The following is an 18,955-nucleotide window of genomic DNA, read 5'->3' as shown; positions in this document are numbered from 1 at the left end:
GCGTTGCTAGCCGTCCTGTCCGGTCAGACCCAATCGTTCGACCAACCACCGCCGCAAATCGGGGCCGTAGTCGTCACGTTCCAACGCAAAGTCAACCGCAGCCTTCAGGTAGCCGCCGGGATTTCCCAGGTCGTGTCGGGCTCCGCGGTGCACGACGACATGGACCGGATGCCCCTCTTCGATCAGCAGCGCGATGGCGTCGGTCAGCTGGATCTCCCCGCCCACCCCGCGCGAAACCCGGCGCAACGCATCGAAGATCGCCCGGTCCAGGAGGTAGCGGCCGGCGGCGGCGTAGGGCGACGGCGCATCGTCGGACTTGGGCTTTTCCACCATGCCCTTGACCCGCAGCACGTTCGGGTTGGCCGCGTCGGGCACGGTCTCGACGTCGAAGACGCCGTAGGCACTGATCTCGTCTTCGGGCACCTCGATGGCGCACAGCACGGTTCCGCCGCGCTTGGCGCGAACCTTGGACATGGTCTCCAGCACACCGGTGGGCAGCACCAGATCATCGGGCAGCAGCACCGCGATCGCGTCCTCGTCGGGAGCCAGCGAGCCCTCGACGCAGCCGACGGCGTGCCCCAGGCCCAGCGGCTCGGCCTGCACCACGGATTCGACCTTGATCAGGGCCGGAGCGCGACGGACCTTCTCCAGCATCGTCTTCTTGCCGCGAGCCTCCAGCGTGCCCTCGAGCACCAGGTCCTCGACGAAGTGCGCGACGACGCCGTCTTTGCCTTCGGAGGTGATGATGATCAAGCGCTCGGCACCGGCCTCGGCCGCCTCGGCGGCGACCAGCTCGATGCCTGGGGTGTCGACGACCGGCAGCAATTCCTTGGGCACCGTCTTGGTGGCGGGCAGGAATCGCGTACCCAGACCGGCCGCCGGGACCACGGCCGTGTAGGGAATCGGCACCTCAGGTGCCTTGTGAGACGTGCTCATCGTTCACACCCTAGTGTCCGTTCTGAAAAGGTGGAGGGCGTGACCCCGCCGACAAAGACCGAGTTGAGAGCTGACGTTCTTCGGGCCAGACGGGCGCTGCCGGCCGACCGCCGCGACAGCGAGGCGCAGGCGCTTTGCCGCTGGCTGCCCTCGTTGGTGCGCGACGGGCAAACGGTGTGCGCCTATGTTCCCGTCGGCTCCGAACCCGGGTCGCAGGCGCTGTTGGACACCCTTCTGGAACTCGGTGTGCGCGTGCTGCTTCCGGTCGCCCGCAACGACGGCGACGGCCGCGGCATGCCGATGCAGTGGGGCCCGTACGAGCCCGGCACGTTGGTGGCGGCGGAGTTCGGCCTCCGCGAGCCCGCACCCCCGTGGTTGCCCGCCGGACGGATCGCGGACGCCGAGGTGATCCTCGTGCCCGCGCTGGCCGTCGACCGCAACGGGAACCGGCTGGGCCGCGGCGCCGGGTTCTACGACCGCAGCCTCATCTACGCCGCACCGCACGCGCGCCTGGTCGCGGTGGTGCGCGACGACGAACTGGTCGACGAGGTGCCGGCCGATCCCCACGACGTACGGATGACGCACGCGCTGACGCCGTCGGGCGGAATCGTGACGTTGCGGCGTTGAACGGTCCAGAATCGTCAGGTGGCCGATCCGGTGAGCGCTGACTTCAGTGGCCGCATGCAGCTGATCGTCGACGCGCTGGCTCAAACCCTGGACCGGGCCGTGCTGCTGGACGACGAGGAGCTGACCCCGATCACCCACAGCCGTCAGCTCGGCGAACTCGACGACGTGCGGGTCCACAGCGTGCTGCAACGCGAGACCCGCGCGGAGGTCAAGGCGGCGCTGTTCGAATTCGGCATCGGGTCGGCGGACTCGGCGCTGTGGATTCCGGCGTTCCCGCAACACAATCTGATGCCGCGGTTCTGTGTGCCGGTACGGTCGGCGTCCGAGCGGTTCGGCTACCTCTGGATCATCGTCCCCGAGGGGTCACTGCCCGAGCACGGCGAGCAGCTGGCCAAGCGGGCGGGTGCCGACTTGCTGGACATCCTCGACCGCCGCAACGCCGCGCTGCGCGCCGAAGAGTCCGCGCAGCAGGGCCTGCTGATGCGGCTGATCGCCGCCGAGGACCCCGGGCAGGCCCATGCGGTGGTCGCCGAACTGCACACCAGGTCGATGGCCGAGCCGCACGACGTGGTCCAGGTTTTCGCGTTCGAGCCAGGCGCTGACGGCGCGGGCGATCCGATAGATCGAGGCCTGGCGCTGCGGTTGCGGTTGACGGCCACCGACCGGACGCGCCGGTGGTACACCATGGCCGGATCCCCGACCACCGTCCTGGCGGTGTCGCGTTCCGACCCCGGTTCCCCCGCGACCGCCGAAACTGTTGCGGAGGCGGTCCGGGCCAGCTACGGAACCCGCCCAGAGATCGGGGCCTCCGGCGCTCCCCTGCCGATAACGCAAGCCGCCCTTGGGTTTCGGCAGGCGCGGCTGGCGCTGATGCTGGCCGGCGTCGGCGTGGGCAGCGTCCAGGTGGTCGACTGGTCCGCCCTCGGCTCGTGGCGCACGCTGGCGCTGCTGGGCCAGGCCTACGACCGGGACCGGCTCGGCGAGCTGGTCCACTCAGGCATCGTCAGCCTGATCGAGCAGGGTCGCGAAGACCTGCTCCGCACGCTCGAGACCTACCTGGCCAACGGCGGCGACGTGCGACGCACCTCCGAGGACATGTATCTGCACCGGTCCACGCTGTACTACCGGTTGGAGAAGCTGACCGAGGCCGTCGGCAGCGATCTCAGCGACGGTGAAACCCGTTTCGATCTGATGCTGAGCCTGCGCCTGGCGCGCCTGGCCGGGCTCTACCGGCCCGATTCGACAAGTGTCTGAACGGGCCGCGCGAGTTTCCTACAGTTTCGGCCCGATTTCGGCTCCGACGAGCCGCCGACGGGCATAGCGTTTCCCTTCTGGCCGTTTGTGAGCTGAGTCACATACCACGGAGGAGTCGGTACGCACATGGGTGAAACACCCGCCCTGAAAAAGGCGCTGAGTCAGCGACAACTGCGGATGATCGCGATCGGCGGCGTCATCGGCGCCGGACTGTTCGTCGGTTCCGGCGTGGTCATCGGCAAAACCGGCCCCGGTGTCTTCATCACCTATGCCCTCGCCGGGGTTCTGGTCATCATGGTCATGCGGATGCTCGCCGAAATGGCCGTTGCCAATCCGTCGACCGGATCGTTCGCCGACTATTCGCGCAATGCGCTCGGCAACTGGGCCGGCTTCTCGGTCGGCTGGCTGTATTGGTACTTCTGGGTGATCGTGGTCGGCTTCGAAGCCATCGCCGGCGCGAAGATCATCCAGTTCTGGGTCGACGTCCCCATCTGGCTGACGGCACTGATCCTGTTGATCGCGATGACCGCCACCAACCTGTTCTCGGTGTCGTCGTTCGGCGAGTTTGAATACTGGTTCGCCGGCATCAAGGTGGCCGCGATCCTGGCGTTCATCGGCCTGGGTTCGCTGTACGTCATCGGGTTGTGGCCGCACAAGGAGATGGACTTCTCGAACCTGACCTCGCACGGCGGCTTCTTCCCGCTCGGCGCCATGGCGGTCACGGTCGGTGTGGTGACGGTGATCTTCTCGATGGTCGGCGCCGAGATCGCTACCATCGCGGCCGCCGAATCTTCCGATCCCGAGCGCGCGGTGGCGAAGGCCGCCAACTCGGTGATCCTGCGCATCGCGGTGTTCTTCGTCGGTTCGGCGTTCCTGCTCGTGACGATCCTGCCGTGGAACAGCGAGCAGGTCGCCGCGTCGCCGTTCGTGTCGGCCTTCACCGAGATAGGCATCCCCTACGCCGATCACATCATGAACGCGGTGGTGCTCACGGCCGTGCTGAGCTGCTTGAACTCCGGGATGTACACCGCCTCTCGGATGCTGTTCGTGCTGGCGGCGCGCCGCGAGGCACCGCCACAATTGGTCTCGGTGACGCGGCGCGGCGTTCCAGCGGCCGCGATCCTGGCATCGTCGGTCATCGGTTTCCTGGGCGTGATCGCCTCGGCGTTCTCGCCGGACTTCATCTTCAAGTTCCTGCTGGATTCCAGCGGAGCGGTGATCCTGTTCGTCTACCTGCTGATCGCGGTCTCCCAGATCGTGCTGCGGTACCGCGCCTCGGCCGACACCCTCAAGGTCAAGATGTGGCTGTTCCCGGTGCTGTCCATCCTCACCGCGACGGCCATCTTCGCGATCCTGGTGCAGATGTTCGTGCAGGGCGGGGACAACCGGACCGCGCTGACCATGAGCTTGTTGTCGTGGGCCGTGGTGATCGTGCTGTTCGTGGCGAACCGCTGGTTCATCTCACACCGTCCCGAGGTGGCCGGCGTTTCCCCGGAGGCCGGTGCCGCGCATCCGCACCGCGTACTGGTGCTGGCCAATCAGACCGTGGAATCCACCGAGCTGCTCGACGAGCTGCGTCGCATCGGAGCCGACCGCGACACCGTCTATCAGGTGGTGGTGCCGGCCAGTCCGATCGACACCGGGGTGGCCGCCACGCACGGTCCTCTCGACATCTCGGAGGCCACCACCCGCGCGGCGCAGAACCGCCTCGATCAGACGCTGAACACATTGCGCTCCGAGCAGTTGCAAGCCGACGGCGAGCTGGGCGACTACCGACCGCTGCGGGCCCTGGCGCACGCCGTCGACACGTTCCGGCCCGACCAGATCGTGATATCGACACTGCCGCCGGAGGACTCGGTGTGGCACCGCTTCGACGTCGTCGACCGGGCCCGCGCCGACTACCAGATCCCGGTGACGCACGTGGTGTCGCGAGTGCGCACCGAGGAGCACGCGTCGTGACCATCCTGGCGGCGTTCAGCGCCAGCCGGCACAGCAGCGCACCGCTGAATCTGGCCATCCAGCTCGCCCGCACCACCGGCGAGCAGGTGATCGCCGCCGCGGTGGTGGAACGGGCCTGGCCACCGCGTGACGACCCGGTCGAGGGCGAGTACCTGGCGTACGTCCGCGCGCAGGCCACGCAGGCCTTGCAGCGCGCTGTCGCGGTGCTGCCCGTCGAGCTGGACGTCATCCCCGTCGTACACGAATCCACCTCGATACCAACAGGTTTGATGGAACTGGCCGATGCTCACCGGGCGACGTTGGTATCGGTCGGCTCGTCCTCATCGGGGATGATCGGCCGGGTCGCCCTGGGTAGTGTGACCGAGCGGCTGGTGCACACCGCCCGGGTGCCGGTCGCCTTCGCGCCCCGCGGGTACACCCAGACCGACGTCCCCATCGGCCGCCTCACCGCGGCCTACGGCGGAGAAGCCGACGTCAACGGGCTCATCCCGGCCACCGCCGAGCTGGCCGCAGCCTGGAAGGCCAGGCTGCGGATCGTATCGTTCACGGTTCGCAACACGGCCGCGTTCGCCGGCACCATCGAAACCTCGGCCGAGGAGTTGGTGGTCCAGCAGTGGTCACGGCGCACCATTGCCGAGATCACCAAGCAGCTCAAGGCTATTCGCGACCAGATGGCGGTTCCCGACGTCGACGTGGTGGTCGGTGCCGGCCACGATTGGAACGCCGCGGTGCAGAGCATCGGGTGGGAATCCGGAGACATGCTCGTGCTCGGTTCGGGTGCGGCGGCCCCAACCGCGCAGGTGTTCCTGGGCTCGGCCGCCGGCAAGATCTTGCGCCGGTCGCCGGTGCCGGTGATGATCGCGCCGCGATACAAGGCGGGCTAAGAGCCTCGGCGCCGCGGGGGTTTACACCTAGGATTCCAGTCACCATTGAGCAGGAATCCTCGGTTTAGAGCGCGGCACCGGCGCTGCGGCTAGCAGTCACCCAGCACCGCTTCCATCGCGTGTTTCTCTTTCGCCGAGACCCACAGTCCGTAGGTATTTTTCACGTCGACCTGACGGGCCACGAACTCGCAACGGAACGCCACGTTGGGCGGCAGCCAACTGGCCGCGTCGCGGAAGGCCTTGTCGAAATTGGGTTGGGCGGCCACGGCGATGAGGTTGCGTGGATCATTCGCGAAGTCCTTGCGCCGCTGCGGGTCCCAGGTCCGTGCGCCCTTGTACCAGGCGTCCGACAGCGACACCAGGTGATCGATCTGCACCGCGCTGGACGTGTCGGGCCCACGGGTGAAGGCGATCTCGACACCGGTGTACGGATCGTGCAGCACACCAGTGGCGGCATAACAGGTGCCGGGACGGACGGTCAGCCGAGCCAGGTCGCGACGCAGGATGTCGTCTCGGGTGTTGCAGCCGTTGTGACCGAACTCGACGTTGACGTCGTCGCTCCACGCCTCGCCAAAGCGGGACCGGGCGTAGTCGGTGTGGCGGTCCCAGCCTTTGACCGGCAGACCCGCCAGCAGCATGCGGGCATGGTCGAAGCCGGGGGTCCGCTGCGAGGGCCCGGGAGGCTGAGCGGAGGGCGGCGGCTGCGCTGAAGGCTGGTCGGCCGACCCGGCCTCCCGCGTGCGGGCCACCACGAGTACGGCCGCCACCGCCAGAATTACCGCCACCACGACCAATACCGCTAGCCTTCCGGTGCGCCGGCGCCTGCGGCCCGCGGGAATGACATGGCCCACGTAGCGGTTCTAGCACTTGAGCCGGTAGAGTGCTAACAAGTTTGACCAACTCGGAGGGTTTTCGTGCCTACCTATTCCTACGCGTGCACTGAGTGCGGCAATCGGTTCGATGCGGTGCAGGCCTTCAGCGACGACGCGCTGACCACCTGCCCCAAGTGCTCCGGCAAGCTGCGCAAGCTCTTCGGGTCGGTCGGAGTGGTGTTCAAGGGCAGCGGTTTCTACCGCACCGACAACCGCGAGTCGGGCAAGAGCTCGTCCAACGGCTCCCCCGCCAAGAGCTCGGAGAGCACCTCGTCGAGCACGTCCTCGGACTCGTCGTCCTCTTCCTCGTCGAGCAGCTCCTCCAGCAGCTCCAGCGCAGCGCCCGCCGCGGCAGCTTCGAGCTAGCCCGGGAGTTATCCACAGGACGGCGAATACGTCGTTCTCACACGGCCGTCGCGCGCCTACCGTTGCGCCATGGCCGAATCTCTCAACCCGCCACCCTGGCGCCGGCTGACTGCCGTTCGGCCCGATTGGACCCGGACGGTGGCCGCACGCCGCGCCGCCGCTGCCGGGCTGGTGGTCCTGGCCGCGATTACGGCCCTGCGCTCCGATCCACACGGCGAGTACACCGAGATCGCGGTGGCCACCCACGACCTGTCCCCCGGCGTCGCGCTGACCGCCGCTGACGTGCGGCTGGAACGCCGCAGTACGGCCACCCTGCCCGACGGCGCCCAGCGTGACGTGGCCCCGGTGATCGGTGCGACGCTGACCGCCCCGGCCCGCCGCGGCGAGGTTCTGACCGATGTTCGGCTGCTCGGGTCACGGCTGGCCGAATCGGCTGCGGGCCCGGATGCCCGGATCGTGCCGGTCAAACTCACCGACTCCGCCCTGCTCGATCTGATCCGCGCGGGCGACGTCGTCGACGTACTCACGGTGACCGGAGATCAGGATGGCAAGCAGCCGGCCCGACCGATCGTGGTGGCCTCCGGGGCCGTGGTGGTGCTCGTCTCGGAGAAGCCCCGAGGTGCCGGAGTGGGCAGCGATCGCGTGGCCCTGGTGGCGCTGCCCGCGCGCCCGGCGAATGAGGTGGCGGCGATCAGCCTGGTCCAGGCGGTTACACTGACCATCCACTGAGACTGGATCCCGCTGCCGGACAACATGATTCGTTCGTTACGAAGATGTTGACCGACAATCACCCAGGCATTCGGCCAACTCGGTTACTGTTTGCTTGTCGCACCGAAAACACCACACTGCAGGAAGGGTCCCCGCATGTTGAAGGGCTTCAAGGAGTTTCTATCTCGCGGCAATGTCATCGATCTTGCGGTTGCTGTGGTCATCGGCGCCGCCTTCACCGGATTGGTCACCGCCTTCACCGAGAAGGTGGTCCAGCCACTGATCGACCGGATCGGCGCCGGCCCGGGCAAGGAATACGGCATCCTCAAGATCTCACTGGGCGGCGACCCCGAGACGTTCATCGACTTCAACGCCGTCCTGTCCGCCGCCATCAACTTCATCCTGGTGGCTGCGGTGATCTACTTCGTCATCGTCCTGCCGTACAAGAAGCTGCGCGAACGCGGCGAGGTCGAACAGGCCCAGGACACCGAGCTGAGCATCCTCACCGAGATCCGCGATCTGCTGGCCGAGAACGGCAGCGTCGACACCGGCAAGCACGTGACCGGCCCAGGCACCGGTCCCAGCCCGGACACGGCCAAGCACACCAGTGCAGACCGCTGACGCGGCACACACCCCGCAAACGAAAGCAGCCCCTGGATTTCTCCAGGGGCTGCTTTCGTCGGGCTTCAGATCAGTTCATATTCCAAGGCTCGCCGTAGGTGGTGACGCTGTCACCGGTCGAGGCGATCAGCCGGGCGAACGGACGCAGCAGCACACCACCGGCCGCACCGGTCACGGTGCCGTGCGCGTTGGACACCGCCACACCGCCGGCCGGACCCTTGACGTCCACCGAGAAGGTGGCCACTTCCTGGATACCGGGGCCGTTGCCCAGGTCGGCGCTGATCGACACACCCGGGAACAGGTTCGGGGTGATCACGGACTCCAGGCCGAAGGGCGGGCCGGTGATGTCACCGTCGTCGATCAGGATGTTCGGGGTGGTGTAGGAGAAGTTGATCCCCACACCCAGCGACCAGGGGAAGCCGATCTGATAACCCAGCTCCAAGGTGCCCTCGAACTCATCGGCGCCCGGCCCGGCCACCACGTACTTGGCGCGACCGGAATGGAACCACTCACGGGTCAGCCGGTTGCGGTCCAGCGGGAACACACCGTTGAGGAAGGTGTCCCACTGCTGAACGGTCAGGGTCCGGTCCTGACCATCGACCAGGCTCAGTTCGTTGTCCAGACCCGCATGAGAAGTGCCTGTGCTCGTAAACAGCGCCGCGATGGTTGCCACCATCGCGACCAGCACCCGACTGAATGCCTTCATGTTCTCCCTAGCTATATCGCCGGCGTTCCCGGAGGCTCACCGTTTGTGGTCGGCTTCCCGGCCCCCGCAGACCGTATCGCCCCGCAAGACCTACATGTGACTGGGATTAGAAACCCCACACGTTGCTCTTACGTAATGCTCATCGTTGACACGAGGAACATAACGGCAGCCCACCGGTGCGGCAACGCAAGCACATATCCGCAGGGCTGCATACGGTCAATCGATCAAAATTTGCTGAAAAGTAGCTGGAAGATTGCGCGCGGCGCCACGACCCTGCGATTTGGGCCACCCGGCAATGCTGTGGTCCCGTTCGCCTCGGTAACGAACTGAGGTGCAGACCACAGTTGAGAACGGGAGTTTCCCACCGCTACAAGCCGTTCACCTATTCATTGATGGTGCGGCGGAATGTTGTTCCTCAGCCACCGGTCACGGTCGGCGTCGTCGTCCGGCGAAGCGGTGTCGCGTTCGTCGGGAGCGATGTCCGGGAGGGCCTCACCGAAGATCTTGTTAACTGCGTGGCGGGACGTTTTGTTCGCTTCTGGCATCTGCAATTCCCTTTGTGACGAAGATCACATCTGATCGTAGGCCCTACTGCGACAACCGTTAACCTGCTCTTAACCAGCACCGTCGTTCTGCCTAACAATCGCCTGGAAACAGAAACGGCGGCCGGTGGCCGCCGTTTCGTTTCTGTTCAGATCTCCAAACTTGATAGCTGGCCTATGACTTGCGCGGCCAGTGGCCCGAGGGTGGCCATCCCGTCGCGCACCGCGGCACGCGACCCCGCGATGTTCACCACCAGCGTGCTGCCCGAGACACCACACAGACCGCGGGACAACCCCGCATCGGGGATCCCGGCGGACAGCCCGGATGCCCGCAGCGCCTCGGCGATGCCCAGCAGTTCCCTGTCGAGGATGTCGAGAGTGGCCTCCGGCGTCACGTCGCGCGGCGTCACCCCCGTCCCGCCGACCGACACCACCAGATCGACGCCGCCGATCACCGCGGTGTTCAGCGCGTTGCGGATCTCGACCTCGTCAGCGGCGACGACGACGACACCGTCGACGACAAAACCGGCCTCGCCCAACAATTCTGTGACCAACGGACCGCTGTGGTCTTCCTCGCCATGTGCGGTGCGATCGTCCACGACGACGACGAGCGCCCGGCCCACCAACTCCCCTGGTTGTTCCATGCCTGCAACCGTATATCCGGCGACAGACAACGGTGTAGCCAGACGGAGTGTGGCCGTCTTGTCGGATCCGATCACCGTGCTCATTGCTCCGCCCTTCCGAGGGTGACCTCGATGGTCTGCGGCTTTCCGCCCTGGTCGAGGAATGTCAGCGTGACCTTGTCACCGGGGGCCTTGGACCGCACCGCGGCCACGAGGGCGTCAGCGCTGCCGATCACCCGGTCGTCGACCTTGGTGACCGTCACACCGCTGGGCAGGCCGGCGGCGGCAGCGGCGCCGCCGTTGGTGACCTCGACGATCTTGGCGCCGTCACTGGTCTTGTCGTTGGCCACCTGCACGCCGAGCGAGGCATGCGAGGCCGTGCCGTTCTGGATCAGCTCGTCGGCGATGCGCTTGGCCTGATCCACCGGGATCGCGAAGCCCAGCCCGATCGAGCCGCTCTGCGCCTGCGGCGAATCCCCGCCCATGGTGGCGATCGCCGAGTTGATCCCGACCAGCTCGCCGTTCATGTTGACCAGCGCGCCACCGGAGTTACCCGGGTTGATCGCGGCGTCGGTCTGGATCGCGTCGAGCACGGTGTTCTGGTTGCGGGTGTCACCGCCGGCCGCGACCGGCCGGTTCAGCGCACTGATGATGCCGGTCGTCACTGTGCCTTCCAGCCCCAGCGGGGACCCGATCGCGACGACGTCCTGGCCCACCCGCAGATTGGCCGACGAGCCGAGGGTGATGGGGGTCAGACCCGAGACATCCTGCGCGCGCACGACGGCGATGTCGCTGCTGGGGTCGGTGCCGACGACGGTGAACGGCTTGGTGGTCCCGTCGGAGAACGTCACCTTGGTCTGCGCGCCGGTCGGTGCCGCGCCGGGGACCGGCGCCGCGGCGGGCCCGCCCGGCTTGGCGGCCTGCACCACGTGGTTGTTGGTCAGGATCAGTCCGTCGCCGGTGAGGATGATGCCTGAGCCTTCCTCGGACGCGCGGCCCAGATCGGTCTCGAGCTTGACCACACTCGGCACAACCTTGGCCGCCACCTGCTCCACCGAGCCGGGGGGCAACGCCGCGGCGGGGACGGTCGGCGCGGCGCCGAGGCCCTGAGTACCCAGGCGCGGGTGGTCGTCGTGCACCAGGGTGGCGACACCGCCGCCGACGCCTGCCGACACCACGGCCACGGCGAGCGCCCCGGCAACCAGGCCGGCCTTGGAACGCTTCTTGGCCGGGACGGGCTGCGGGCTGGCCGGCACACGGTACGGGTCGTAGGGCGCCCGGTATGCCTGCTGCGGGATCTGGTGCTGCTGGGTCTGGTGCGTCGTGTGCTGCTGCGTCTGCTGCGGCTGTTGCCGGGCGTAGCGCCAGTCGTATGGCTGTTGCTGGTAAGGATCAGGCCGCGCACCGGCGTATCCGGGGGCAACGCCGCCGGAATGCTGCTCCGGCTGTTGGGGGTACCTCGGGTGGTTCGTCATTGTGCTGCGTGCTCTTCTCTTGTAAAAGGTCCACCACCGGCCAGTGACGCCGGCCCGGTCCGACCCGTTTGTCCAACCCTCGTGTCTCTCAGTCCGTTAAACGAACTCGTTGTCACTCAGGTTGCCCAGATGGGCTGAGAATCCACTTAGAGATCTCTGATCCATCCATGACTAGTCCCCCGACCGACTTAACTGTCTCACCTTTTCTCCGCGCCGACGGTGTCCCTACCGCCGGCCCGCGGCAACTGTGTCGCATCGCCATTCGGGATCGGCTGCCCCGGCAGCACCATGTGGAACGACGCCCCCGGTGGAGTGCCCCCCGGCACGGTTTCGTCAATCCGCAGTGCGCCACCGTGTTTGAGCACCACCTGCTGGACGATAGCCAACCCGAGGCCGGAGCCCGGCATCGCCCTCGCCGCATCCGACCGGTAGAAGCGCTCGAACACCAGCGCACGTTCCTGCGGCGGAATACCCGGCCCGTGGTCGGAGACCACCAATTCGGCATGCGTCGGGTCGACCTGATGCAACCGCACCCCGACGCGTCCGCCTGCCGGACTCCACTTGGCGGCGTTGTCGAGCAGGTTGAGCACGGCCCGGCCCAACCCGGGTGCGTCGCCGAACACCTGCCACCCGGTGACGTCGACATCGAATTCGATGTCGTTGCGGCGCCGCCGGACCCGTTCCAGGCTGCGGTCGACCACCTCGGACATGTCGACCGGCTCCGGCGTGATGCCGCCTGCGTCGTCACGGGTGAGATCGACAAGGTCACCCACGAGGGTGGACAGTTCCTCGATCTGCGCGATCACGTCCTGCTGCAGCCCGTCCATCTCGTCCTTGGGCAGCGGCGGTGCCCCGGGCGCCTGCGAAGCCATCAGCAGTTCGACGTTGGTGCGCAGCGAGGTCAGCGGCGTTCTCAGCTCGTGCCCGGCATCGGAGACCAGCCGGGACTGGCGTTCCCTCGATTCGGCCAGCGCCCGCAACATCATGTTGAACGCCTCGGTGAGCCGGGCCAGCTCGTCGCTGCCGACCACCGGGATGGGCCGCAGATCGTCGGTGCGGGCCACCCGCTCGGCGGCTTCGGTGAGTCTGCCCACCGGTCTGAGCCCGGCTCTGGCCACCGCGCCACCGGCCATCGCGGCCACCGCCACCCCGACGCCGCCGACGATGAGCAGCACGGTGCCCAGCCGTCTGAGCACTTGGACGGTCGGGGCCAGGCTCTTGGAGATCAGCAGGGAACTGCCGTTGGCCAGGTGCACCGCGAGCACCCGCTGGTGGTTGGCGGTGCGCAGGGACATCAGCAGCTCGCCGGAGATGACGTCCTTCTCGGGCTTGCCGAGCGGCAGCATCTGGCCCTGCTGATTCGCCGTGTAGATGGACCGGCCCGGGATCACCAGCATCGCGTTGACATCGGAGTACGCCGTGCCCTCGATCGCCTTCCCGGGGTCGGCGGCCAACGATCCGCTCTCAATGAGCAGCCGGGCCCGGCTGTGCAGCTGGTTGTCCAGGTCGTCGTACAGCGCGCGGGACACGACGGCGTAGACAGCGACGGCCATGAGCACGACCACCATGGCCACCATCGACATCGCGAGCATCATCACGCGCCAGCGCAATGACAGTGAGCTGGTGTTTCGGAGGTTGGCAGTCCGCCAGGTGTTTGCGTTGAGCGCCATCAAATCAAGGGGGTGTTTCGCGCAGCACGTAACCGACGCCGCGCACGGTGTGGATCAGCCGGGGCTCGCCTTCGGCCTCGGTCTTGCGGCGCAGGTAGCCGATGTACACCTCGAGGGCGTTCCCTGAGGTCGGGAAGTCGAATCCCCACACCTCTTCGAGGATGCGGCTCCGGGTCAGCACCCGCCGCGGGTTGGCGATCAGCATTTCCAGCAGTGAGAACTCGGTGCGGGTCAGGCTGATCTGACGCTGGCCGCGGGTCACCTCCCGGGTGACCGGGTCCAGGGTCAGGTCCGAGAACGACATCTTCTGCGAGTCGGCGCCGTCGTCGTTGACGGTTCGGCGCAGCAACGCGCGCATCCGCGCGAGGAGCTCCTCGAGCGCGAACGGCTTGGGCAGATAGTCGTCCGCGCCGGCGTCCAGTCCGGCGACCCGCTCGGAGACCGAGTCGCGGGCCGTCAACACCAGGATCGGTAGATCGTCACCTGTGCTTCGGAGCTGCCGGCACACCTCCAGGCCGTCGAGCCGCGGCATCATCACGTCCAGAACCACAGCGTCAGGCCGGTCATTGGCAATCGCCTCGAGCGCTTCTACCCCATCCTGGGCAAGCTCGACCGAATAACCATTGAAGGAAAGCGACCGGCGCAGGGATTCGCGCACAGCGCGATCGTCGTCAACGACAAGTATGCGCACAGGCACAGTCTCAACCCGCTATCTGAGAGAGGGCTGAGAGGCGCGCCGCAAATTCGCCGAGCGTTTTTGTGGAGCCTGAACAGCCCTGAGCACGACAAAAAGCGCTATCACGAGTGATAGCGCTTTTTGGGAAAGAGCTCTGAGGTTCTAGCGCTTGTCGAGGTCGACCAGGCCGAGACGAGCGGCCTTGAGCAGACGGCGCGGCACCTTGCGCTGCTGACCGGCGACATTGACGCCGACGAGACCGGTGGCCTCGGCCTTCCACTGCGCGCGCCGGCTACGGGTGTTCGCGCGCGACATTCTGCGCTTGGGCACAGCCATGACGTGCATCTCCTTGCTTTGGGGGTTGCCGCGCGCATCGCAGCGGCAGACGACTGCCCTACAGAGTAACGGTTGACCTGCGTCGGCTCCAAAACGTCGGGATTCCTGCTTCGATGACGTCAGCCTCACCCGTGCCGGCTCGCACAGGAGCACCCCTTGACGTGAGACCGGCGGTACCCGCTAACCTACCGGTTGGTTGGGTCCCTTTCAGCGTTGACGGGAGTACGCGTGCCACCAGTAGTACGGATCGGCAACTGTTCGGGGTTTTACGGCGACCGGCTCTCCGCGATGCACGACATGCTCACCGGCGGTGAGCTGGACTATCTGACCGGCGACTATCTCGCCGAACTCACCATGCTGATCCTGGCCCGCGACCGGGCCAAGAACCCTGACCGCGGCTACGCCAAGACCTTCCTGATCCAGCTGGAGCAATCGCTCGGGCTGGCGCTGGACAAAGGCGTGAAGATCGTGGCCAACGCCGGCGGGCTGAACCCGGCCGGGCTGGCCGCCGCGGTCCGGGCCCTGGCCGAGCGCCTGGGCCTCGACGTCAACGTCGCCCACGTCGAGGGCGACGATCTCGTGGGCCGCGCTTCCGAACTCGGGTTGGGCACTCCCCTGGCGGCCAACGCCTACCTGGGCGCGTGGGGCATCGTGGACTGCCTCAGTTCGGGCGCCGACGTCGTGGTCACCGGCCGGGTGACGGATGCTTCGGTGATCGTGGGTCCGGCGGCCGCACACTTCGGTTGGAAGACCACTGACTACGACGCACTCGCCGGGGCCGTGGCCGCCGGTCACGTGATCGAGTGCGGCACCCAGGCCACCGGCGGCAATTACTCCTTCTTCTCTGAAATCGCAGATCTGGCCCGGCCCGGCTTCCCCATCGCCGAGATCTCCGCCGACGGCTCGTCGGTGATCACCAAACACGCCGGCACCGGCGGGCAGGTCAGCGTCGGCACGGTGACCGCACAGCTGCTCTACGAGATCACCGGGGCTCGCTACGCCAATCCCGATGTGACGCTGCGGGTGGACTCTCTACAGCTGAGCCAGGACGGTCCCGACCGCGTCCGCATCTCCGGGGTGACGGGTGAAGCTCCGCCCCCGACGCTGAAGGTGTCGTGCAACAGCATCGGCGGCTTCCGCAATGCGGCCACGTTCGTCCTGACCGGTCTGGACATCGAGGCCAAGGCGGCGCTCATCCGCAGCCAGTTGGAGGCCGGCATCAAAGTCCGCCCGGCCGAACTGGATTGGACGCTGGCCCGCACGGATCACCCCGACGCCGATACCGAAGAGGCCGCCAGCGCGCTGCTGCACTGCGTGGTCCGCGACCCCGATCCCAACGTCGTCGGACGTCAGTTCTCCTCGGCGGGCGTGGAACTCGCGTTGGCGAGCTATCCGGGCTTCACCACCACCTCGCCACCGGGTGACGGTCAGGTGTACGGCGTGTTCGTTCCCGGCTACGTCGACGCCGGCGAGGTGCCGCACATCGCCGTGCATGCCGACGGCACCCGGATCGGTATCGCGCCGGCGACCGAAACCCTCGATCTGGCACCGGTGTCCGATCCGGACCTGCCCGAGGCGCTTCCGGCCGGCCCGACCCGGCGCATCGCCCTTGGCACGATCGCCGGCGCCCGCAGCGGCGACAAGGGCGGCTCGGCCAATGTCGGGGTGTGGGTGCGCACCGACGAGCAGTGGCGCTGGCTGGCCCACACGCTGACCGTCGACAAGCTTCGTGAATTGCTGCCCGAGACAGCCGATCTGCCGGTCACCCGGCACGTGCTGCCGAATCTGCGGGCCGTGAACTTTGTGATCGAAGGCATTCTCGGCCAGGGCGTGGCCTATCAAGCCCGGTTCGATCCACAGGCCAAAGGGCTGGGCGAATGGTTGCGCAGCCGTCATCTCGATATCCCGGAGGAACTCATCAAGTGAGCATCTGGACTTCGCCCGAGCGTGAGGCATTGCGTAAGACGGTGCGCAGCTTCGCCGAGCGTGAGGTGCTGCCCCACGCCGCCGGGTGGGAGCACACCGGCGAGTTGCCGCGCGAACTGCACCGCAAGGCCGGCGAGGCCGGGCTGCTCGGGGCCAACTTCCCCGAATCCGCCGGCGGTGGCGGCGGCGACGGGGCCGACGCCGTGATCATCTGCGAGGAAATGCATTACGCCGGTGCGCCCGGCGGCGTGTTCGCTTCGCTGTTCACCTGCGGCATCGCGGTGCCACACATGATCGCCTCGGGCGATGAGCGGCTGATCGAGACGTACGTCAAACCCACGCTGCGCGGCGAGAAGATCGGATCGCTGGCCATCACCGAACCGGGCGGCGGCTCCGACGTCGGGCACCTCACCACCAAGGCCACGCGAGACGGCGATGACTACATCCTCAACGGCGCCAAGACCTACATCACCTCCGGCGTGCGCGCCGACTACGTCGTCACCGCGTCGCGGACCGGTGGTCCGGGCGCGGCCGGTGTCTCACTCATCGTGGTGGACAAGGGCACGCCGGGCTTCGAGGTGAGCCGCAAGCTCGACAAGATGGGTTGGCGTTCAAGCGATACCGCCGAGCTGTCCTACACCGATGTGCGGGTTCCGGTGGCCAACCTGATCGGCGCGGAGAACTCGGGCTTCTTCCAGATCGCCGCGGCGTTCGTCTCCGAGCGCGTGGGCCTGGCCGTGCAGGCCTACGCCAGTGCGCAGCGCTGCCTGGACCTGACCGTCGAGTGGTGCCGTAACCGCGAAACCTTCGGCAAGCCACTGATCACCCGGCAGTCGGTGCAGAACACGCTGGCCGAGATGGCCCGCCGGATCGACGTGGCCCGGGTGTACACCCGCCACGTGGTCGAACGCCAGCTCGCCGGGGAACAGAATCTGATCACCGAGGTGTGCTTCGCCAAGAACACCGCAGTGGAGACCGGCGAGTGGGTGGCCAACCAGGCCGTCCAGTTGTTCGGCGGGATGGGCTATATGGCCGAATCCGAGGTCGAGCGTCAGTACCGTGACATGCGCATCCTGGGAATCGGCGGCGGCACCACCGAGATCCTGACGTCGCTGGCCGCAAAGACATTGGGGTTCCAGTCGTGACCACTCTCAAATCCGCCGTCGATCCCGGCTCCCCTGCGTTCGCGGAGGCCGCCGAGGTGATGGCCGCCAAGCTGGCCGAACTCGAGACCGAGCACGCCAAGGCCCTGGCCGGTGGCGGACCCAAGTATGTGGACCGCCATCACGGCCGCGGCAAGCTGACCGCCCGTGAGCGAGTTGAGCTGCTGCTCGATCCCGATGCACCGTTCCTGGAGCTGAGCCCGCTGGCGGCCTGGGGCAGTGATTTCGCCGTGGGCGCCAGCGTCGTCTGCGGTATCGGCCCTGTAGAAGGTGTCGAGTGCCTGATCGTGGCGAACGACCCCACCGTCAAGGGCGGCACCAGCAACCCGTGGACCCTCAAGAAGATCCTGCGCGCCAACCAGATCGCGATGGAGAACCGGCTGCCGGTGATCTCCCTGGTCGAGTCCGGTGGCGCCGACCTGCCGACGCAGAAGGAGATCTTCATCCCGGGCGGACAGATGTTCCGCGACCTGACCCGGCTGTCGGCGGCCGGCATCCCGACCATCTCGCTGGTGTTCGGCAACTCGACCGCAGGTGGCGCCTACATCCCGGGCATGTCCGATCATGTGGTGCTGATCAAGGAACGCTCCAAGGTGTTCCTCGCCGGGCCGCCCCTGGTCAAGATGGCCACCGGCGAAGATTCTGACGACGAGTCGCTGGGCGGGGCCGAGATGCATGCCCGCACTTCGGGTCTCGGTGACTATCTGGCCAACGACGAGCTCGATGCGATCCGGATCGGCCGGCGCATCGTGGCCCGGCTGAACTGGCGCAAGAAGGGGCCCGTTCCCGCGCCGGTGGTCGAGCCGCTGTTCGATCCCGAAGAGCTCATCGGCATCGTGCCCGCCGATCTGCGGATCCCGTTCGACCCCCGCGACGTGATCGCCCGCATCGTCGACGGCTCGGATTTCGACGAGTTCAAGCCGCTGTACGGGTCGTCGCTGGTGACGGGCTGGGCCACGCTGTACGGCTACCCGGTCGGGATCCTGGCCAATGCCCGCGGGGTGCTGTTCTCCGAGGAGTCGCAGAAGGCCACCCAGTTCATCCAGCTGGCCAACCGGTCCGACACCCCACTTCTGTTCCTGCACAACACCACCGGCTACATGGTGGGTAAGCAGTACGAAGAGGGCGGCATGATCAAGCACGGCTCGATGATGATCAACGCGGTGTCGAATTCGACGGTGCCGCACATCTCACTGCTGCTCGGCGCCTCCTACGGCGCGGGCCACTACGGCATGTGCGGGCGGGCGTACGACCCGCGCTTCCTGTTCGCCTGGCCGTCGTCCAAGTCCGCCGTGATGGGTGGCACCCAACTCGCCGGCGTGCTCTCCATCGTCAGCCGCGCTGCCGCCGAGGCGCGCGGCCAGCAGGTCGATGAGGCCGCCGATGCCGCGCTGCGCGCCGCCGTCGAAGCGCAGATCGAGGCCGAGTCGTTGCCGATGTTCCTGTCCGGCCGGTTGTACGACGACGGGGTCATCGATCCCCGGGATACCAGAACCGTGCTGGGAATGTGCTTGTCCGCCATTGCGAATGGCCCGATCGAGGGGACGTCGAACTTCGGCGTCTTCAGGATGTGAGAGAGGCCCGCCGATGAGCGCTTGCGCGAAGAGGAGA

Annotated in this window: 19 protein-coding genes; 10 read left to right on the top strand and 9 right to left on the bottom strand. The window is 67.1% G+C overall.

Features of this window, described 5'->3' with window-relative positions:
- Positions 1-6 precede the first annotated feature (6 nt).
- Positions 7-936: a UTP--glucose-1-phosphate uridylyltransferase gene (locus G6N57_RS12320; RefSeq protein WP_077742764.1), complete on the bottom strand. Its 930-nt coding sequence runs from the start codon at positions 934-936 to the stop codon at positions 7-9.
- Positions 937-975: 39 nt separating this feature from the next.
- Here G6N57_RS12320 and G6N57_RS12315 point away from each other — a divergent pair, with 39 nt between their 5' ends.
- From G6N57_RS12315 to G6N57_RS12300, 4 genes are all read left to right on the top strand, one after another.
- Entirely contained in the window at positions 976-1,563 is a 588-nt protein-coding gene (locus G6N57_RS12315) for a 5-formyltetrahydrofolate cyclo-ligase (RefSeq protein WP_077743225.1), read from the top strand.
- A gap of 18 nt (positions 1,564-1,581) precedes the next feature.
- Entirely contained in the window at positions 1,582-2,817 is a 1,236-nt protein-coding gene (locus G6N57_RS12310; RefSeq protein WP_077742763.1) for a PucR family transcriptional regulator, read from the top strand.
- Between the two features lie 126 nt (positions 2,818-2,943).
- Positions 2,944-4,776, top strand: coding sequence for an amino acid permease (locus tag G6N57_RS12305; RefSeq protein ID WP_077742762.1), 1,833 nt, complete (start codon positions 2,944-2,946; stop codon positions 4,774-4,776).
- A complete protein-coding gene (locus G6N57_RS12300; RefSeq protein ID WP_077742761.1) occupies positions 4,773-5,660 on the top strand; it encodes a universal stress protein in 888 nt (295 codons plus the stop codon). The genes G6N57_RS12305 and G6N57_RS12300 overlap by 4 nt, the downstream gene beginning before the upstream one ends.
- 89 nt (positions 5,661-5,749) lie before the next feature.
- Here G6N57_RS12300 and G6N57_RS12295 read toward each other — a convergent pair whose 3' ends face one another.
- Positions 5,750-6,448 (bottom strand): HNH endonuclease family protein, encoded by a 699-nt coding sequence (locus G6N57_RS12295; protein ID WP_077742760.1) that lies wholly within the window; start codon positions 6,446-6,448, stop codon positions 5,750-5,752.
- 126 nt (positions 6,449-6,574) lie between these two features.
- On the opposite strand from G6N57_RS12295, the gene G6N57_RS12290 reads away from it, so the two are divergent.
- The 3 genes from G6N57_RS12290 (at position 6,575) to mscL (ending at position 8,227) form a co-directional block, all read left to right on the top strand.
- Positions 6,575-6,898, top strand: a complete 324-nt coding sequence (locus G6N57_RS12290; protein WP_077742759.1) for an FmdB family zinc ribbon protein — start codon at positions 6,575-6,577, stop codon at positions 6,896-6,898.
- 69 nt (positions 6,899-6,967) lie between these two features.
- Complete coding sequence (locus tag G6N57_RS12285) at positions 6,968-7,627, top strand: SAF domain-containing protein (RefSeq protein ID WP_077742758.1); 660 nt, start codon at positions 6,968-6,970, stop codon at positions 7,625-7,627.
- 135 nt (positions 7,628-7,762) lie between these two features.
- A complete protein-coding gene (gene mscL, locus G6N57_RS12280) occupies positions 7,763-8,227 on the top strand; it encodes a large-conductance mechanosensitive channel protein MscL (RefSeq protein WP_036447851.1) in 465 nt (154 codons plus the stop codon).
- Between the two features lie 70 nt (positions 8,228-8,297).
- On the opposite strand, the gene G6N57_RS12275 is transcribed toward mscL, so the two are convergent.
- The 7 genes from G6N57_RS12275 to rpmF form a co-directional block, all read right to left on the bottom strand.
- A complete protein-coding gene (locus G6N57_RS12275; protein ID WP_077742757.1) occupies positions 8,298-8,933 on the bottom strand; it encodes a porin MspA in 636 nt (211 codons plus the stop codon).
- 386 nt (positions 8,934-9,319) lie between these two features.
- Positions 9,320-9,478: a hypothetical protein gene (locus G6N57_RS31665; RefSeq protein WP_097926249.1), complete on the bottom strand. Its 159-nt coding sequence runs from the start codon at positions 9,476-9,478 to the stop codon at positions 9,320-9,322.
- Between the two features lie 146 nt (positions 9,479-9,624).
- Positions 9,625-10,203 (bottom strand): MogA/MoaB family molybdenum cofactor biosynthesis protein, encoded by a 579-nt coding sequence (locus G6N57_RS12270; protein ID WP_077742756.1) that lies wholly within the window; start codon positions 10,201-10,203, stop codon positions 9,625-9,627.
- Positions 10,200-11,573 (bottom strand): S1C family serine protease, encoded by a 1,374-nt coding sequence (locus G6N57_RS12265; RefSeq protein ID WP_097926248.1) that lies wholly within the window; start codon positions 11,571-11,573, stop codon positions 10,200-10,202. The genes G6N57_RS12270 and G6N57_RS12265 overlap by 4 nt, the downstream gene beginning before the upstream one ends.
- A gap of 197 nt (positions 11,574-11,770) precedes the next feature.
- Positions 11,771-13,243, bottom strand: a complete 1,473-nt coding sequence (locus G6N57_RS12260; RefSeq protein WP_077742754.1) for a HAMP domain-containing sensor histidine kinase — start codon at positions 13,241-13,243, stop codon at positions 11,771-11,773.
- A 4-nt stretch (positions 13,244-13,247) separates the two neighbouring features.
- Positions 13,248-13,934, bottom strand: a complete 687-nt coding sequence (locus G6N57_RS12255) for a response regulator transcription factor (RefSeq protein WP_077742753.1) — start codon at positions 13,932-13,934, stop codon at positions 13,248-13,250.
- Between the two features lie 147 nt (positions 13,935-14,081).
- Complete coding sequence (gene rpmF / locus G6N57_RS12250) at positions 14,082-14,255, bottom strand: 50S ribosomal protein L32 (protein WP_065020615.1); 174 nt, start codon at positions 14,253-14,255, stop codon at positions 14,082-14,084.
- Between the two features lie 228 nt (positions 14,256-14,483).
- Here rpmF and G6N57_RS12245 point away from each other — a divergent pair, with 228 nt between their 5' ends.
- Genes G6N57_RS12245 through G6N57_RS12235 form a run of 3 tightly spaced genes read left to right on the top strand, consistent with a single transcriptional unit; the run spans position 14,484 to position 18,918 of the window.
- On the top strand, positions 14,484-16,181 hold the full coding sequence (locus tag G6N57_RS12245; RefSeq protein WP_077742752.1) for an acyclic terpene utilization AtuA family protein: 1,698 nt from the start codon (positions 14,484-14,486) through the stop codon (positions 16,179-16,181).
- Positions 16,178-17,326 carry an acyl-CoA dehydrogenase family protein gene (locus G6N57_RS12240; RefSeq protein WP_077742751.1) on the top strand — a complete coding sequence of 383 codons (1,149 nt, stop codon included), beginning with the start codon at positions 16,178-16,180 and terminating at the stop codon, positions 17,324-17,326. Before G6N57_RS12245 ends, G6N57_RS12240 begins: the two co-directional genes overlap by 4 nt.
- Positions 17,323-18,918 (top strand): acyl-CoA carboxylase subunit beta, encoded by a 1,596-nt coding sequence (locus G6N57_RS12235; protein ID WP_077742750.1) that lies wholly within the window; start codon positions 17,323-17,325, stop codon positions 18,916-18,918. The genes G6N57_RS12240 and G6N57_RS12235 overlap by 4 nt, the downstream gene beginning before the upstream one ends.
- Positions 18,919-18,955: the final 37 nt, after the last annotated feature.

Source organism: Mycolicibacterium boenickei (genome assembly GCF_010731295.1).
Taxonomy (GTDB): domain Bacteria; phylum Actinomycetota; class Actinomycetes; order Mycobacteriales; family Mycobacteriaceae; genus Mycobacterium; species Mycobacterium boenickei.
This window is presented reverse-complemented; position numbering and strand designations above follow the sequence as displayed.

Coding starts and splice junctions, on each gene's coding strand:
- mscL (WP_036447851.1), top strand. CDS start 7,763: ATGTTGAAGGGCTTCAAGGAGTTTCTATCTCGCGGCAATGTCATCGAT.
- G6N57_RS12265 (WP_097926248.1), bottom strand. CDS start 11,573: ATGACGAACCACCCGAGGTACCCCCAACAGCCGGAGCAGCATTCCGGC.
- rpmF (WP_065020615.1), bottom strand. CDS start 14,255: ATGGCTGTGCCCAAGCGCAGAATGTCGCGCGCGAACACCCGTAGCCGG.
- G6N57_RS12320 (WP_077742764.1), bottom strand. CDS start 936: ATGAGCACGTCTCACAAGGCACCTGAGGTGCCGATTCCCTACACGGCC.
- G6N57_RS12305 (WP_077742762.1), top strand. CDS start 2,944: ATGGGTGAAACACCCGCCCTGAAAAAGGCGCTGAGTCAGCGACAACTG.
- G6N57_RS12260 (WP_077742754.1), bottom strand. CDS start 13,243: ATGGCGCTCAACGCAAACACCTGGCGGACTGCCAACCTCCGAAACACC.
- G6N57_RS12285 (WP_077742758.1), top strand. CDS start 6,968: ATGGCCGAATCTCTCAACCCGCCACCCTGGCGCCGGCTGACTGCCGTT.
- G6N57_RS12270 (WP_077742756.1), bottom strand. CDS start 10,203: ATGAGCACGGTGATCGGATCCGACAAGACGGCCACACTCCGTCTGGCT.
- G6N57_RS31665 (WP_097926249.1), bottom strand. CDS start 9,478: ATGCCAGAAGCGAACAAAACGTCCCGCCACGCAGTTAACAAGATCTTC.
- G6N57_RS12275 (WP_077742757.1), bottom strand. CDS start 8,933: ATGAAGGCATTCAGTCGGGTGCTGGTCGCGATGGTGGCAACCATCGCG.